Raw genomic sequence first — 14,770 nt, forward strand, 5'->3', positions numbered from 1 at the left:
GGAGTCAACATGTCTGAACAAACCATCGTCAACTGCCCAACCTGCGGCAAGCCTGTAGTATGGGCTGAGGTCAGTCCGTTTCGCCCATTCTGCAGCAAGCGCTGCCAGTTAATCGATCTGGGAGAGTGGGCCGCAGAAGAGAAACGCATCCCAAGCTCTGGTGATCTGTCAGAAAGCGACGACTGGAGTGAAGAGCAGAAGTAATTCTGCTAAAACGGTGGGTCGGATAAGGCACGCCGCATCCGACATTTTATGTTGTTTTGCCTGGTGGCGCTGCGCTTATCAGGCCTACGAACTAAAACGTAGGGCGGGCAAGCGTAGCGCCCCCGCCATAATTTGCCGGATGCGTCGTTGCCTTATCCGGCCTACAGCACCATTAGCCAGCTATCAGCTTTTCAATGACCGGTGCATTCGCGGGCGGGAAATCCTGCGCATTCAGAGCATCTTGCGCAATCCACTGCGCCGGTTGCCCCTCTTTTCCCCACGGCTCGCCTTTCCAACTTTCAACCAGCCAGAACCACAGAGTGATATGCCTGTCCGGAAACTGATACTCCAGCTTTTCGAACAATGAGCTTTGAGTCGGCGTGATCCCCACTTCTTCCTGTAGCTCGCGAATCAGCGCCTGCTCCGGCGTTTCACCCGCTTCAATTTTCCCGCCGGGGAACTCCAGCTTATTGGCCATGTGGGCATCAGCCGCACGCTGGGTGATAAAAATTTCATGTTGCTGATTACGAATAATCCCGACGGCGATTTGCAGTATTTTCATCTTTATCGTCCATAAAAAAGGCGCAGAATTCTGCGCCTTTTCAGTAAGTTATTTTCTTAGCTCAGACGGCCGTGGCACTGTTTGTATTTTTTGCCAGAGCCGCAAGGACACGGATCGTTACGACCCACTTTACGATCGCCGGTTTGTGCTGCCAGCTCTTCTGCCCCGGCAGAATCGTCGCCTTTATGACTCAACTGCTGCATCTGCGCTAAGCGCTCAGCTTCTTCACGACGCTGCTGCTCCATGGCTTCGACTTCTTCAGGCATACGCACCTGAACTTTGCTCAGGGTGCTGATCACTTCATATTTCAGTGATTCCAGCATTGACGCAAACATAGAGAAGGATTCACGCTTGTATTCCTGCTTCGGATCTTTTTGCGCATAACCACGCAGGTGGATACCCTGGCGCAGATAGTCCATCGCAGCAAGGTGCTCTTTCCACAGGGAGTCGAGAGTTTGCAGCATCACGCCTTTTTCGAAGTGACGCATCATCTCCGCGCCCACAACTTCTTCTTTACGCTGATAAACTTCGATGGCGTTTGCCAGGATACGTTCACGCAGCGTTTCTTCGTGCAGCTCAGGCTCTTTATCCAGCCACTCTGAAATCGGCATCTCAAGATCGAAGTCGTTTTTCAGACGTTCCTGCAGACCCGGGATATCCCACATTTCTTCCAGAGACTGCGGCGGAATATAGGCATCAATAGTTGCTTTGAAGACATCTTCACGGATGCTGTTGATGGTTTCGCTAACGTCAGTTACGTCCAGCAGTTCATTACGCTGGGTGTAGATAGCACGGCGCTGATCGTTGGCAACGTCATCATATTCCAGCAGCTGCTTACGAATATCGAAGTTGCGGCTTTCCACTTTACGCTGCGCGTTAGCAATTGCTTTGGTCACCCATGGGTGTTCAATGGCTTCGCCAGGCTTCATACCCAGTTTACGCATCATGCCTGACACGCGGTCAGAGGCAAAAATACGCATCAGCGCATCTTCCATCGACAGATAGAAACGGGAAGAGCCCGCATCACCCTGACGACCCGAACGACCACGCAGCTGGTTATCGATACGGCGAGATTCGTGACGCTCGGTACCGATAATATGCAAGCCACCGGCAGCTAATACCGCGTCATGGCGAACCTGCCAATCGGCTTTAATCTGCGCGATTTGTTCCGGAGTTGGGTTTTCCAGCTCGGCAACTTCCGCCTGCCAGCTACCGCCCAGTACGATATCGGTACCACGACCGGCCATGTTCGTCGCGATAGTCACGGCTGACGGGTAACCCGCCTGGGCGACGATTGCAGCTTCGTTGGCGTGGAACTTGGCGTTCAGAACATTGTGTTTGATACCCGCTTTGCTCAGCTCGTTAGACACTACTTCCGATTTTTCAATGGAGATAGTACCTACCAGTACCGGCTGGCCATTTGCAGTACGCTCTTTAATATCTTCAATGATCGCCTGAATTTTTTCCGCTTCGGTCATGTACACCAGATCCGGTAAATCCTTACGGATCATCGGACGGTTGGTCGGCACAACCACGGTATCCAGTTTGTAGATGGAGCTAAATTCAAACGCTTCAGTGTCGGCTGTACCGGTCATACCGGCCAGTTTTTCGTACAAACGGAAGTAGTTCTGGAAGGTAATAGATGCCAGCGTCTGGTTCTCGTTCTGGATCTCTACGCCTTCTTTAGCTTCAACAGCCTGGTGCAGACCATCGGACCAGCGACGCCCCTGCATGGTACGACCGGTGTGTTCATCGACGATGATAACTTCGCCGTCTTTCACGATGTAGTCTACGTCGCGGGTAAACAGCACGTGCGCACGCAGTGCGGCAGTCACGTGGTGCATCAGCATAATGTTGCCTGGAGAGTACAGTGACTCGCCCTCGTCCATAATGCCTTCGTTAACCAGCAGCTCTTCAATCAGCACCAGACCACGTTCGGTCAGGTTAACCTGGCGCGCTTTCTCATCAACTGAGAAGTGGCCTTCGCCCTGGAACGTGTCGGAATCTTCCTTCTCCTGACGGATCAGGTGCGGGATGATTTTATTCACTTTTTTGTACATTTCCGAGCTGTCTTCAGCCGGGCCGGAAATGATCAGTGGCGTACGCGCTTCATCGATCAGGATGGAGTCGACTTCATCGACCAGCGCATAGTGCAGTTTACGTTGAACACGCTCTTCCGGACTAAACGCCATGTTGTCACGCAGGTAGTCAAAGCCGTATTCGTTGTTGGTACCGTAAGTAATATCGGCGTTGTAGGCTTCACGCTTGGCTGGCGCAGGCAGGCCAGACATGTTGATACCAACGGTCATGCCGAGGAATTCAAACAGCGGGCGGTTATTTTCGGCATCACGCTGAGCCAGATAGTCGTTCACGGTAACCACGTGTACGCCCTTCCCGCTTAATGCGTTCAGGTAGGCTGGCAGCGTCGCGGTAAGGGTTTTACCTTCACCAGTACGCATTTCCGCGATGCAGCGATCGTTAAGCACCATACCGCCCAGCAGCTGAACGTCGAAGTGACGCATACCGAACACGCGTTTACTCGCTTCACGCACTACTGCGAACGCTTCCGGGATCAGGCTCTCAACGCTGGCACCTTTTTCCAGACGGGCGCGGAATTCAGCGGTCTTCGCTTTCAGTTCATCATCGGAGAGTTTTTCCATCTCCGGTTCCATCGCGTTGATGACATTGACCACTTTACGCATACGACGCAGCGTACGCTCGTTACGGCTACCGAATACTTTCGTTAATAATTTGATTAGCATAATAAAATCTCAAACGCCCCGCGGTGCGGAGTCAAAAATTATAAGTTGGAAGGTTCTTTTTTAGCTGAGGCGTTGAGGACCAGCGCGGATACCCTGCAGCTGGCTGATCCAGACCGGAACGCTAAACGCGGCCTGAGAGGTAAAGTGTGCGTATGTCACGCGACTTACTGTCGCGGGCGGAGTGCCTTCTTGCGTCAGCATCGCGCTGAGCGTATTCAGTAACGCAAGATGGTGCGCCTGGATTGGCAATGGCTCTTCGGCAACGGGCAACGCCTGAGGTGCCATGGCAAAAGAAAGATGGCGGATAACCGTACGAATGGCATGTTGATGCCAGTAATCGACGGTAAAATTTGGGCGGCGATTAGTCGCTTCCAGCAAAGCAAGCTGGCTAAAGTTAACTTTAGCGCCTTGATCGTGATTGCTGGCGGTCGCCTTCGCGGGGGTATTAGGTTCAGCAGCATTACCGAGCGCGGGCAGGCCAAAACTAGCCGCGACCATCCCCAACAGGAGATGCGGCCAGAAGTACCGTCTGCCTAACTGTCGCCAGCGCGTCAGTATTCCACTCACGTTATTGCCACCTGATATACCCTGCGTTTGGGGTTACAAATGCAAAACCATTTTTTGCGCACAAATCTTACCATTAATGCGTTCGCACCACAGCAGTAATGACAGCAAGTCGCGGGTAAATATGCTTAAGAAAGCAGCGATCGAACGGTATTTTAATCTACCTGTGGGGAAAAAGTCGCTTCAGATAAGGTGGTTTGCACTCGGAAGATAAAAAAACGACTGGTTCACCTGGCCGGAGAGAGTGCCAGATTTACCAGTCGAATTTATGCGACAGCGTATGTCGTTATGCCAGTACGGCCGATGGTGCTTTGAACGCCAACGGCAGTTCTGCATCGTCCTGGAAGGTCACATATTCCCAGGCTTCCTGTTTTGCCAGGACCGCCTGCAACAGTTTGTTATTCAATGCATGACCGGATTTATACGCGGTAAATGCACCAATAATGTTGTGACCACACATGAACAAGTCACCGATCGCGTCGAGCATTTTGTGACGAACGAATTCATCTTCAAAACGCAGGCCGTCTTCGTTCAATACGCGATAATCGTCAACAACGATGGCACAATCGAAGCTGCCGCCCAGGCACAGGCCGCGGGACTGCAGATATTCGATATCACGCATGAAGCCGAAAGTACGCGCACGGCTGATCTGACGCATGAACGCATCCGCAGAGAAGTTCATCGCGTAGCGCTGCGTGCTGGAGTCGATCGCCGGATGGTTAAAGTCGATGGTGAAATCCAACGTAAAACCATTATACGGCTTAAACTCAGCCCACTTATCGCCATCTTCGACACGAACGGTCTCTTTGATGCGAACAAATTTTTTGGCGCTGCTCAGTTCTTCAATACCTGCATCAAGCAGCAGATAAACGAACGGAGCGGCACTGCCATCCATGATCGGGATTTCCGGTGCGTTAACTTCAATAACGATGTTATCGATACCTAAACCCGCCAGAGCAGCATTAAGGTGCTCTACGGTTGAAATCCGTACATCATGCTCATTGACCAGACACGTACAGAGCATGGTATCACGCACAGATTTGGCATCGGCCGGGAAATCTACCGGAGGATTCAAGTCGGTGCGACGATAGATGACCCCGGTGTTGGCCGGCGCAGGGCGTAATGTCAGGGTGACTTTTTTGCCGGTATGCAAACCGACGCCAGTCGCCTGAACGATACGTTTAAGAGTCCTTTGTTTGATCATCGTATAATCTCGCCAAATTACCTATCCAACCGAAGTGTACTATACATTCGGTGGGCCAGTTTAGCACAAAGAGCCACAATTCCCAAATTCCAGCTAATTCTTAATCAGCTTGCTTACGCAGGAATGCTGGGATATCCAGATAATCCGGCTCTTTGGTGGTTTGCGGCGTATTGTCGTTAACCACTTTCGCTACCGGTTTCTGCTCTTGCGTCAACGGCGCCATGCCGTGCTGCTGGTAACGATCCATTACCGGCTGCTGTACCTGCTTGTTGGTCACCAGAGTGATTTCAGGACGTTTGTCCATACCAATTCCAGTTGCAACAACGGTGACGCGCAGTTCGTCGTTCATATCCGGGTCCAGAGAGGTACCGATAACCACGGTCGCATTATCCGATGCAAAGGCACGAATCGTGTTACCGACGGTTTCGAACTCATCCAGACGCAGGTCGAAGCCCGCAGTAATGTTGACCAGCACGCCGCGCGCACCAGACAAATCGATGTCTTCCAGCAGCGGAGAAGAGATAGCCATTTCAGCCGCTTCTTCTGCACGGTCTTCACCGCTTGCCACGCCTGAACCCATCATCGCGTAGCCCATTTCGGACATCACGGTGCGCACGTCTGCAAAGTCGACGTTCATCAGGCCCGGACGAGTAATCAGTTCAGCGATACCCTGGACTGCGCCTTTCAGCACGTCGTTCGCGGCGCCAAACGCATCCAGCAGGGAGATACCGCGACCCAGCACTTTCAGCAGCTTGTCATTCGGAATAGTGATCAGAGAGTCCACATGTTTGGACAGCTCGGTGATACCCTGTTCCGCGAATGCCATACGCTTCTTACCTTCAAAGTTGAAAGGCTTAGTCACGACAGCAACGGTCAGAATACCTAAATCTTTTGCTACTTCAGCAACCACTGGCGCGGCACCGGTACCGGTACCGCCGCCCATGCCAGCTGCGATAAACACCATGTCTGCGCCGTCAAGCGCTGCACGCAGAGCTTCACGATCTTCGTCTGCCGCATTACGGCCTACTTCCGGGTTTGCACCCGCGCCCAGACCTTTGGTGATGCCGCTACCAATCTGAATGGTCTGTCCAACCGCCGTTTTACGCAACGCCTGAGCGTCGGTATTCACCGCGAAGAATTCAACACCTTCGATGCGCTCGCGCACCATGTGTTCAACGGCATTACCGCCGCCGCCGCCGACGCCGATGACTTTAATCACCGCGTCATTGGTAAGTTCCATAGGTTCAAACATAGTTTCTCTCTCCGTTGTGCCTGTCGCCTGAGACCGTTAATGTGCGTTGGTCTCTTTAAAAATTAAAACTCTTTTCGCAGCCAGCTATTGAGTCGTTTGATCCACGAGCCAACTGATGCCGTAACGCGTTTTTCAACTTCAGCCTCACCACTCAAATGGGATTCTTTCCCGTAGTGAAGCAGCCCCACTGCCGTTGAATAATACGGCTCCTGGGCATAATCCGTCAGACCAGTGATATTCAGCGGTGCGCCAATACGTACTTGCGTATGGAACACGCGCTGTGCGCAGGCCGCAAGACCTTCAATTTGCGCAGCGCCACCGGTTAACACAATCCCCGCCGCCAGATGATGTTTCACACCCTGCTGGCGAAGCTGTTCTTGTAATTGCAAAATTTCTTCGTTGACCAGGTTGAGCAGCTCGGTATAACGCGGCTCAATGACCTCTGCCAGGGTCTGACGTTGCAGGCTACGCGGTGGACGACCACCTACGCTTGGCACTTCAACGCTTTCGTCTTTACCCACGATGGAGCCCAGCGCGCAACCATGGCGCACTTTGATGGCTTCAGCATCGCTCGGCGGCGTACCAAAGGCATACGCGATATCGCTGGTCACTACATTCCCTGCATAAGGGATAACTTTAGTGTGGCGCAACGCCCCGCCAGTATAAACGGCGATGTCCATTGTACCACCACCAATATCCACCACGCAGACACCCAGCTCACGTTCATCTTCCGTCAACACTGAATAACTGGCTGCCAACCCGGCAAAAATCAGTTGGTCAACTTTCAGACCACAACGTTCAACGGCTTTGACAATGTTCTTTGCCATGTCGTTGTGGCAGGTAATAAGATGGACTTTTGCCTGCATACGCACGCCGGAAAGACCGACCGGATTTTTAATGCCTTCCTGGTAGTCGATGGCGTATTCCTGCGGAATAACGTGCAGAACACGATGTTCATCGCGAACGCGTACGGATTTTGCCGTATGTACCACGTTTTCCACATCTTCCTGCGTCACTTCCTCTTCGGAAATGGGCACCATACCAATTTCATTTTGACAGCTAATATGTTTACCGGAAAGTGCCAGATACACCGAGGAAATCTGGCAATCTGCCATCAGTTCAGCCTGGTCAATGGCGCGCTGTACGCACTTCACCACTGACTCAAGGTCATTCACCCCGCCTTTATCCATACCTCGCGATGGGCAACTGCCCACGCCAATGATATTGACCATACCGTCGGGCAGAACTTCCCCTACTAAAGCGGCTACCTTCGCGGTGCCAATCTCCAGTCCAACTACCAGTTTTCTGTCCGTCGCCTTGATCATTGTTGTTCTGCCTGTGCCTGATTCTGTTGCTGATTAGATTCCTCAGGAGGCAAGGGAACCCAGCCTACTGCCGCTCCTGAGTCATAACGCAAATCAACGTAGCTAATCCGTTTGCCATCGGTTTGCGCCTGCTGCTGTAAAACCGGGTAGAGTTCCACAAAGCGAGCCAAACGTTTTATCGTATCGCCCCTGCCCAGATTCAGCTTAATATCGTTATTCAGCGTCAACTGCCAGGAACGACGAGCGGTCATCGCCGCTTCCTTCAGGGTGAATCTATCCTTAGCCAGCACCTGCCCCATATCGCGGAACCCTTGCAACACTTCACTTGCGCTGCCTTCCGGCCCATACAACATGGGTAATACCTGCTTATTGGCCCGACCGGTTGGAACACTGAACGTATTTCCTTCAGCATCCACCATATGTTGGTCATTCCAACGCGCAATGGGCACATATTCAACCAGATGAATCTTCAATTCATCGGGCCATTGCTTTCTGACGCTCGCCTGTTTAATCCAGGGGAGGCGTTCAATTTGACTCTGAATGATGTTCACATCCTGAGTCATAAAGGTTCCCGGAGCGCCCAGCGCCAAAATGGACTGACGAATATCGTCATTGCGCGTGTAATGTCGTTCGCCGGTTAACACCAGTTTCGATAAAGGCAAACGTTGCGCATCTTCCATCCATCCCAACACTACCCAGCCGCTGACAAACACGGTGCACAGCACTGTCAGCAGGAACAATATTCCTGCAAGACGCGTTCCATTATTGCGGCGTGAGGAGTTTACTTCTTCTTCATCACCGTTTCGCGTGTTCAGCGCAGCCTGCGACATATCAGTCCGCCAACTCCAGAATTCTTACCACCAACTGCGAGAAGCTCAGGCCCGCCTGACGCGCCGCCATCGGCACCAGACTGTGGCTGGTCATACCCGGAGAGGTATTCGCTTCCAGCAGATAAAACTGGCCATCGCTGTCCAGCATGACGTCAATGCGACCCCAACCTTTACAGCCCAATGTGGTCCACGCTTTCAGGACTAATTCCTGTAAACGGGCCTCTTGTTCGACTTCCAGACCGGCAGGGCAGAAATATTGTGTCTCATCAGAGAGATACTTCGCCTCATAATCATAGAAGGTTCCCGCGGGTTGGATACGTATTGACGGTAAAATTTCTTCACCAAGTATCGCAACTGTAAATTCCGGTCCACTGAGCCATTTTTCGATCAGTACTTCTTCATCATGCTGAAAAGCCAATGCTAATGCACCATGCAAAGCATTTTCTTCTTCAACTTTTGACATCCCTACGCTTGAGCCTTCACGGCTTGGCTTCACAATTAGCGGCAAACCTAACGCAGAAATCTCCGTAACCACCTCATCGCTAAGACCTTTTTCGAACTCAGCGCGAGTCAATGCGACCCAAGGCGCGACCGGTAAACCTGCCCCCTGCCACAACAGTTTGCTGCGCAGTTTGTCCATCGAAATCGCAGAAGCCATGACGCCACTACCGGTGTACGGCAGACCAACCAGCTCCAGCATGCCCTGCAACGTGCCATCTTCACCACCACGACCGTGCAGCGCAATAAACACCTTTTGAAAACCCATCGATTTCAAAAGCGTGACATCAACCTCTTTTGGGTCAATTGGATGAGCATCCACACCACCTTCGCGTAACCCTGCCAGTACGGCCGCGCCGGAATTCAGCGAAACGTCACGCTCTGCGGAGGTTCCCCCTAACAGGACCGCGATTTTATCAGCCATGTTGTTCTTCCTCCGGGTTTTGCGGCTTCAGTTTGATTTCAGCTAAGGAACGCGCGATTTTGCCGATATTTCCAGCGCCCTGCACCAAAATCAGATCGTTGCCGGTTAATACCGGCGCCAGCATATCTGCCACCTGAGCCGGATCGGAAACCAGAATCGGGTCGATCTTACCGCGACCACGGATCGTACGGCACAGCGAGCGGCTGTCGGCTCCTGGAATCGCGGCTTCACCCGCGGCGTACACATCCAGCATCAACAGTGCATCGACCTGAGTCAGCACGTTGGCAAAGTCGTCATACAGATCGCGAGTACGCGTAAAGCGGTGCGGCTGGAACAGCATCACCAAATTTTTGTCCGGCCAGCCCGCGCGTGCAGCTTTAATCGTGGCATCCACTTCCGTAGGGTGATGACCATAATCATCCACCAGCATCGCCGTCCCGGCTTTACCGTTTACCGGCTCAAGCGGGAATTCGCCAAGGAAGTCAAAACGTCGTCCGGTGCCCTGGAAACTTTCCAGCGCGCGCAGAATTGCGTCGTCTTCAATGCCTTCTTCTGTTGCAACTGCTACCGCCGCCGCCGCGTTCAGCGCATTGTGACGGCCCGGTGCGTTCAACGTCACGCGTAAATCGGCCATCCCCTGACGCAGCAGCGTGAAGTGCCCTTGTGGACCAATCTGCTGGTAATCTTCGACGCGCACATCAGCATCATCGCTGAAACCATAGGTTGTGGTTTGACGACCAACTCGCGGCAACAACTCGCGGATCACCGGATCGTCAACGCACATCACCGCACGACCATAAAACGGCAAGTTATGCAGGAAATTAATAAACGTCTGCTTCAAATTTTCGAAGTCGCCATGGTAGGTATCCATATGATCGGCTTCGATATTGGTAACAATCGCCACCATCGGCTGCAAATGCAGGAATGACGCATCGCTCTCATCCGCCTCCGCAATTAAATAACGGCTATGACCCAGACGCGCATGGACGCCTGCGGCCTTCACCAGACCGCCGTTGACAAACGTCGGATCCAGCCCCGCTTCCGCGTAGATACTGGAGACCATCGCTGTGGTCGTGGTTTTACCATGCGTCCCGGCAATGGCGATACCGTGACGAAATCGCATTAACTCCGCCAGCATTTCAGCACGACGGATCACCGGAATGCGCGCTTCATGCGCCGCAACAATTTCCGGGTTATCCGCAGAAATGGCGCTGGATACCACCACCACGCTCGCATCACGCACGTTTTCCGGGCGATGGTTGAAGAAAATCGTGGCGCCCAGATTCGTCAACTGCTGCGTCACCGGGTTCGGCGCTAAGTCAGAACCGCTGATCTGATAACCTTCGTTGGCCAAAACTTCGGCAATACCGCCCATACCAGCACCACCGATGCCGACAAAGTGAATGTGCCGAACGCGACGCATTTCGGGCACGATGGAACGCAGTTTTGCCAGTTGTTGTGTATTCATTCTTTAGCCATTAACTTCTTAGTTCATGCGATGCAAAAGGCATCACCACAATTACGCCCGGGCAGCCCGGCTCACTTCATTAGCAACACGCTCTGTAGCATCCGGAATGGAAGCGGCGCGCGCACGTTCTGCCATGGTTAATAAAGTTTCTCGCGACCACCCGGAAAGGGTGTTAGCGATGGCATCCACAGTAAACTGCGGCTGCTCAAGAATTTTGGCGGCGCCCGCTTTCTCCAGCGGCAGCGCATTCCAGTACTGCTGTCGATCTTTATGCTGAAAAGGCACAAACAGCGCAGGCAAACCTGCGGCGGCAATTTCGCTTACCGTCAGCGCGCCGGAGCGACAAACTACGACATCTGCCCAAGCGTAGGCGGCTGCCATATCATCAATAAACTCAGTGACCTTGTGCTGCGGTTGTCCCGCGTCGGCATACGCCTGTTCAACGGTTTGCTGCGCGCCTTTGCCACTCTGATGCCAGATAGTCACCGCATCACCAAGCTTTGCGGCAACCTGCGGCATCGTCTGGTTCAATACGCGTGCGCCCTGAGATCCCCCGACGACCAGCACGCGAACCGGGCCTTCACGCCCCGTCAGACGCGCTTCTGGCAACGGCAGCGCCAGAACGTCGGTGCGTACCGGGTTCCCCACCACTTCCGCATTCGGGAAAGCGCCAGGAAAAGCCTGCATCACCTTCGTTGCAATCTTCGCCAGCCACTTGTTGGTTAATCCCGCAATGCCGTTCTGCTCATGCAGGACAACCGGGATGCCTAATGACCAGGCAGCCAGACCGCCAGGGCCGGACACATAGCCGCCCATCCCCAGCACCACATCAGGCTTAAACTGCTTCATAATGGCGCGCGCCTGACGCCAGGCATTAAAAATACGCACGGGGGCGGCAAGCAGCGCGTTGACACCTTTGCCACGCAAACCGGAGATGCGAATAAAGTCAATTTCAATGCCATGCTTCGGCACTAAGTCCGCTTCCATACGATCGGCGGTGCCCAGCCAACGAACCTGCCAGCCCTGGGCCATTAAATGATGCGCGACCGCCAGCCCCGGGAACACATGCCCGCCGGTACCGCCTGCCATCACCATTAACCGCTTCGGTTGACCACTCATCGTGCACCTCGTGTAAACGCCTGGGCTTTTTCCAGACGCGTTTCATAATCAATACGTAACAAAAACATGATGGCCGTCGACATAATCAACAAACTGGAACCACCATAACTGATCAGCGGTAACGTCAGACCTTTGGTTGGCAGCATGCCTGCTGCCGCGCCGACGTTTACCAGCGCCTGGAAGCTAAACCAAATCCCGATGGAGCAGGCTAAAAAGCCTGAAAAACGGTGGTCAATTTCCAGCGCTTTGCGGCCAATCGACATCGCGCGAAAAGCGACGAAGAATACCATTAAAAGTGCCAATACCACACCGATATAACCCAGCTCTTCCCCAATGATGGCGAAGATGAAGTCGGTGTGCGCTTCCGGTAAATACTCCAGTTTTTGCACTGAATTACCTAACCCCTGACCCCAAACCTCACCGCGACCAAAAGCCATCAGCGATTGCGTTAACTGATAGCCGCTGCCAAACGGATCTTCCCATGGGTTCCAGAAGGAGGTTACGCGGCGAATACGATACGGTTCGGCAAGGATCAGCAGCACCACCGCCGAAATCCCCATGCCGATAATGGCAATGAACTGCCACAGTTTCGCGCCAGCGAGAAACAGCATCGCCAGCGTCGTGACAAACAGCACCACCACCGTACCAAGGTCAGGCTGCGCCAGCAGTAAGACTGCCAGCACCAGAATCACACCCATCGGTTTTAAGAAGCCGCGCAGGTTATTACGCACTTCATCGACTTTACGCACCAGGTAGTTAGCGAGATAACAGAACAGCGACAGCTTGGTGAATTCCGCAGGCTGAATACGCAGTGGACCCAGCGCGATCCAGCGCGATGCCCCGTTAACTGAGCTCCCCACCACCAGCACGATCAACAACATGATGATCGAGGCGATCAGCATCGTCGTGCTGTACTTTTGCCAGAACTCCATCGGCAGACGCAGCGTCACCATCGCCAGACAGAACGCGAGGAAGATATACAGCGCGTCACGCTTAGCAAACAGGAAAGGATCGCCTGCCAGGCGTTGCCCTACGGGCATCGATGCCGATGTCACCATCACAAAACCGATCGCTGCCAGACCAAAAGTCAGCCACAGCAGCATGCGGTCATACATGATCAGGCTGTCCGCGTCTTTATCACGCGAAGCCATCACCCAGCCTTTAAGTGCCGCGAAGATCCACGCCAGGACACCCAGTCCCGGTACGCGCGGCATTTTCAGACGAGGGAGAGAGAATCGCATCAACCCAACTCCTTCGCTAAACGGGTAAAGACGTCACCGCGTTGCTCAAAGTTCTTGAACTGGTCAAGGCTGGCGCAGGCTGGCGACAGCAGCACCATATCGCCCGACTTCACACGCGGTGCGAGCAGACGCATTGCCTGCTCCATGGTTTCAGTGTGTTCCGCAACCTCAGGACGCAGAGCGGCAAGCTGCGCGCCATCGCGACCAAAGCAGTACAGACGAATGTTGTCGCCAGTCAGGTAGCGTTGCAGCGGCATAAAGTCGGCGGATTTCCCATCGCCGCCCAGCAGCAGGTGCAACGTACCGTCAACGTGCAGACCATTCAGCGCCGCTTCGGTGCTGCCAACGTTGGTGGCTTTTGAATCGTTGATCCAACGCACACCGTTATGATTCAGTACCAACTGGAAACGATGCGCCAGACCGGTAAAGGTAGTCAGCGCTTTCAGGCTGGATGCCCGCGGCAGACCCGCAGCATCCGCCAGCGCCAGCGCCGCCAGGGCGTTGGTATAGTTATGCTGGCCGGTAAGCGTCATCTCTTTCACGTTCAGGACTTTTTCGCCCTTCACCCGCAGCCAGGTTTCACCCTGCTGACGATTGAGATGATAGTCACCCATGTTGATGCCAAAGCTCACGCAGCGCTCATCCGCCCCGCGAATCGGCATGGTCAACGCATCATCGGCATTAACCACACACACTTTCGCATTCTCATAGACGCGCAGTTTGGCTGCACGGTACTGCTGCAAGCCAAACGGATACCTGTCCATATGATCTTCAGTGACGTTCAAAATGGTGGCGGCTACGGCCTGTAAGCTGGAGGTTGTCTCCAGCTGGAAGCTCGACAGCTCCAGTACATACAGCTCACGTTCGTCATCCAGCAACATCAGCGCGGGCAGGCCGATATTTCCGCCAACACCCACGTTCACACCAGCCGCTTTCGCCATTTCTCCCACCAACGTGGTGACGGTGCTTTTCCCGTTGGAACCGGTGATCGCGACGATCGGCGCCTGCGCTTCACGACAGAACAGCTCGATGTCACCGACAATTTCGATCCCTGCATCAGCAGCGGCGCTCAGCGAAGGATGCGCCAGGGCAATACCAGGGCTGGCGACGATAAGATCGGCGGCCAGCAGCCAATCATCATTCAGGCTGCCAACATGACGCTCAACCGCTTCCGACAATTTATCCAGGCCAGGTGGCGTTGCGCGGGTATCCATCACACGCGGCGTCACGCCGCGCGCCAGAAAGAAATCCACGCAGGACAGCCCGGTCAGTCCCAGACCGATAATGACGACTTTTTTACCCTGGTAATCAGCCATG

General features: G+C 53.7%; 13 protein-coding genes. 1 reads left to right on the top strand and 12 read right to left on the bottom strand.

Going from position 1 to position 14,770, the window contains the following annotated elements:
- Positions 1–9 precede the first annotated feature (9 nt).
- Positions 10–204: a DNA gyrase inhibitor YacG gene (gene yacG, locus JQN59_RS19125; RefSeq protein ID WP_003018740.1), complete on the top strand. Its 195-nt coding sequence runs from the start codon at positions 10–12 to the stop codon at positions 202–204.
- 172 nt (positions 205–376) lie between these two features.
- Here yacG and mutT read toward each other — a convergent pair whose 3' ends face one another.
- From mutT to murD, 12 genes are all read right to left on the bottom strand, one after another.
- A complete protein-coding gene (mutT, locus tag JQN59_RS19130) occupies positions 377–766 on the bottom strand; it encodes an 8-oxo-dGTP diphosphatase MutT (RefSeq protein ID WP_149607617.1) in 390 nt (129 codons plus the stop codon).
- Positions 767–822: 56 nt separating this feature from the next.
- Positions 823–3,528: a preprotein translocase subunit SecA gene (gene secA, locus JQN59_RS19135; RefSeq protein ID WP_149607616.1), complete on the bottom strand. Its 2,706-nt coding sequence runs from the start codon at positions 3,526–3,528 to the stop codon at positions 823–825.
- A 60-nt stretch (positions 3,529–3,588) separates the two neighbouring features.
- Positions 3,589–4,095: a secA translation cis-regulator SecM gene (gene secM / locus JQN59_RS19140; RefSeq protein WP_003829520.1), complete on the bottom strand. Its 507-nt coding sequence runs from the start codon at positions 4,093–4,095 to the stop codon at positions 3,589–3,591.
- 283 nt (positions 4,096–4,378) lie between these two features.
- Entirely contained in the window at positions 4,379–5,296 is a 918-nt protein-coding gene (gene lpxC, locus JQN59_RS19145; protein WP_149607615.1) for a UDP-3-O-acyl-N-acetylglucosamine deacetylase, read from the bottom strand.
- 100 nt (positions 5,297–5,396) lie between these two features.
- On the bottom strand, positions 5,397–6,548 hold the full coding sequence (ftsZ, locus tag JQN59_RS19150; RefSeq protein WP_003018753.1) for a cell division protein FtsZ: 1,152 nt from the start codon (positions 6,546–6,548) through the stop codon (positions 5,397–5,399).
- A 62-nt stretch (positions 6,549–6,610) separates the two neighbouring features.
- Positions 6,611–7,873, bottom strand: coding sequence for a cell division protein FtsA (gene ftsA, locus JQN59_RS19155; protein ID WP_003018755.1), 1,263 nt, complete (start codon positions 7,871–7,873; stop codon positions 6,611–6,613).
- Positions 7,870–8,703 (bottom strand): cell division protein FtsQ, encoded by an 834-nt coding sequence (ftsQ, locus tag JQN59_RS19160; RefSeq protein WP_003018758.1) that lies wholly within the window; start codon positions 8,701–8,703, stop codon positions 7,870–7,872. Before ftsQ ends, ftsA begins: the two co-directional genes overlap by 4 nt.
- Before the next feature lies 1 nt (position 8,704).
- The gene (locus JQN59_RS19165; RefSeq protein WP_048214939.1) at positions 8,705–9,625 is read right to left on the bottom strand and encodes a D-alanine--D-alanine ligase; all 921 of its coding nucleotides are present in this window, start codon (positions 9,623–9,625) and stop codon (positions 8,705–8,707) included.
- Entirely contained in the window at positions 9,618–11,093 is a 1,476-nt protein-coding gene (gene murC / locus JQN59_RS19170; RefSeq protein ID WP_003018763.1) for a UDP-N-acetylmuramate--L-alanine ligase, read from the bottom strand. The genes JQN59_RS19165 and murC overlap by 8 nt, the downstream gene beginning before the upstream one ends.
- Positions 11,094–11,144: 51 nt before the next feature.
- Positions 11,145–12,212 (bottom strand): undecaprenyldiphospho-muramoylpentapeptide beta-N-acetylglucosaminyltransferase, encoded by a 1,068-nt coding sequence (murG, locus tag JQN59_RS19175; protein ID WP_149607614.1) that lies wholly within the window; start codon positions 12,210–12,212, stop codon positions 11,145–11,147.
- A complete protein-coding gene (gene ftsW, locus JQN59_RS19180) occupies positions 12,209–13,453 on the bottom strand; it encodes a cell division protein FtsW (protein WP_003829529.1) in 1,245 nt (414 codons plus the stop codon). Before ftsW ends, murG begins: the two co-directional genes overlap by 4 nt.
- The gene (gene murD / locus JQN59_RS19185; RefSeq protein ID WP_103014389.1) at positions 13,453–14,769 is read right to left on the bottom strand and encodes a UDP-N-acetylmuramoyl-L-alanine--D-glutamate ligase; all 1,317 of its coding nucleotides are present in this window, start codon (positions 14,767–14,769) and stop codon (positions 13,453–13,455) included. The genes ftsW and murD overlap by 1 nt, the downstream gene beginning before the upstream one ends.
- Position 14,770 lies beyond the last annotated feature (1 nt).

Source organism: Citrobacter sp. B72 (genome assembly GCF_016894305.1).
GTDB lineage: Bacteria > Pseudomonadota > Gammaproteobacteria > Enterobacterales > Enterobacteriaceae > Citrobacter > Citrobacter portucalensis.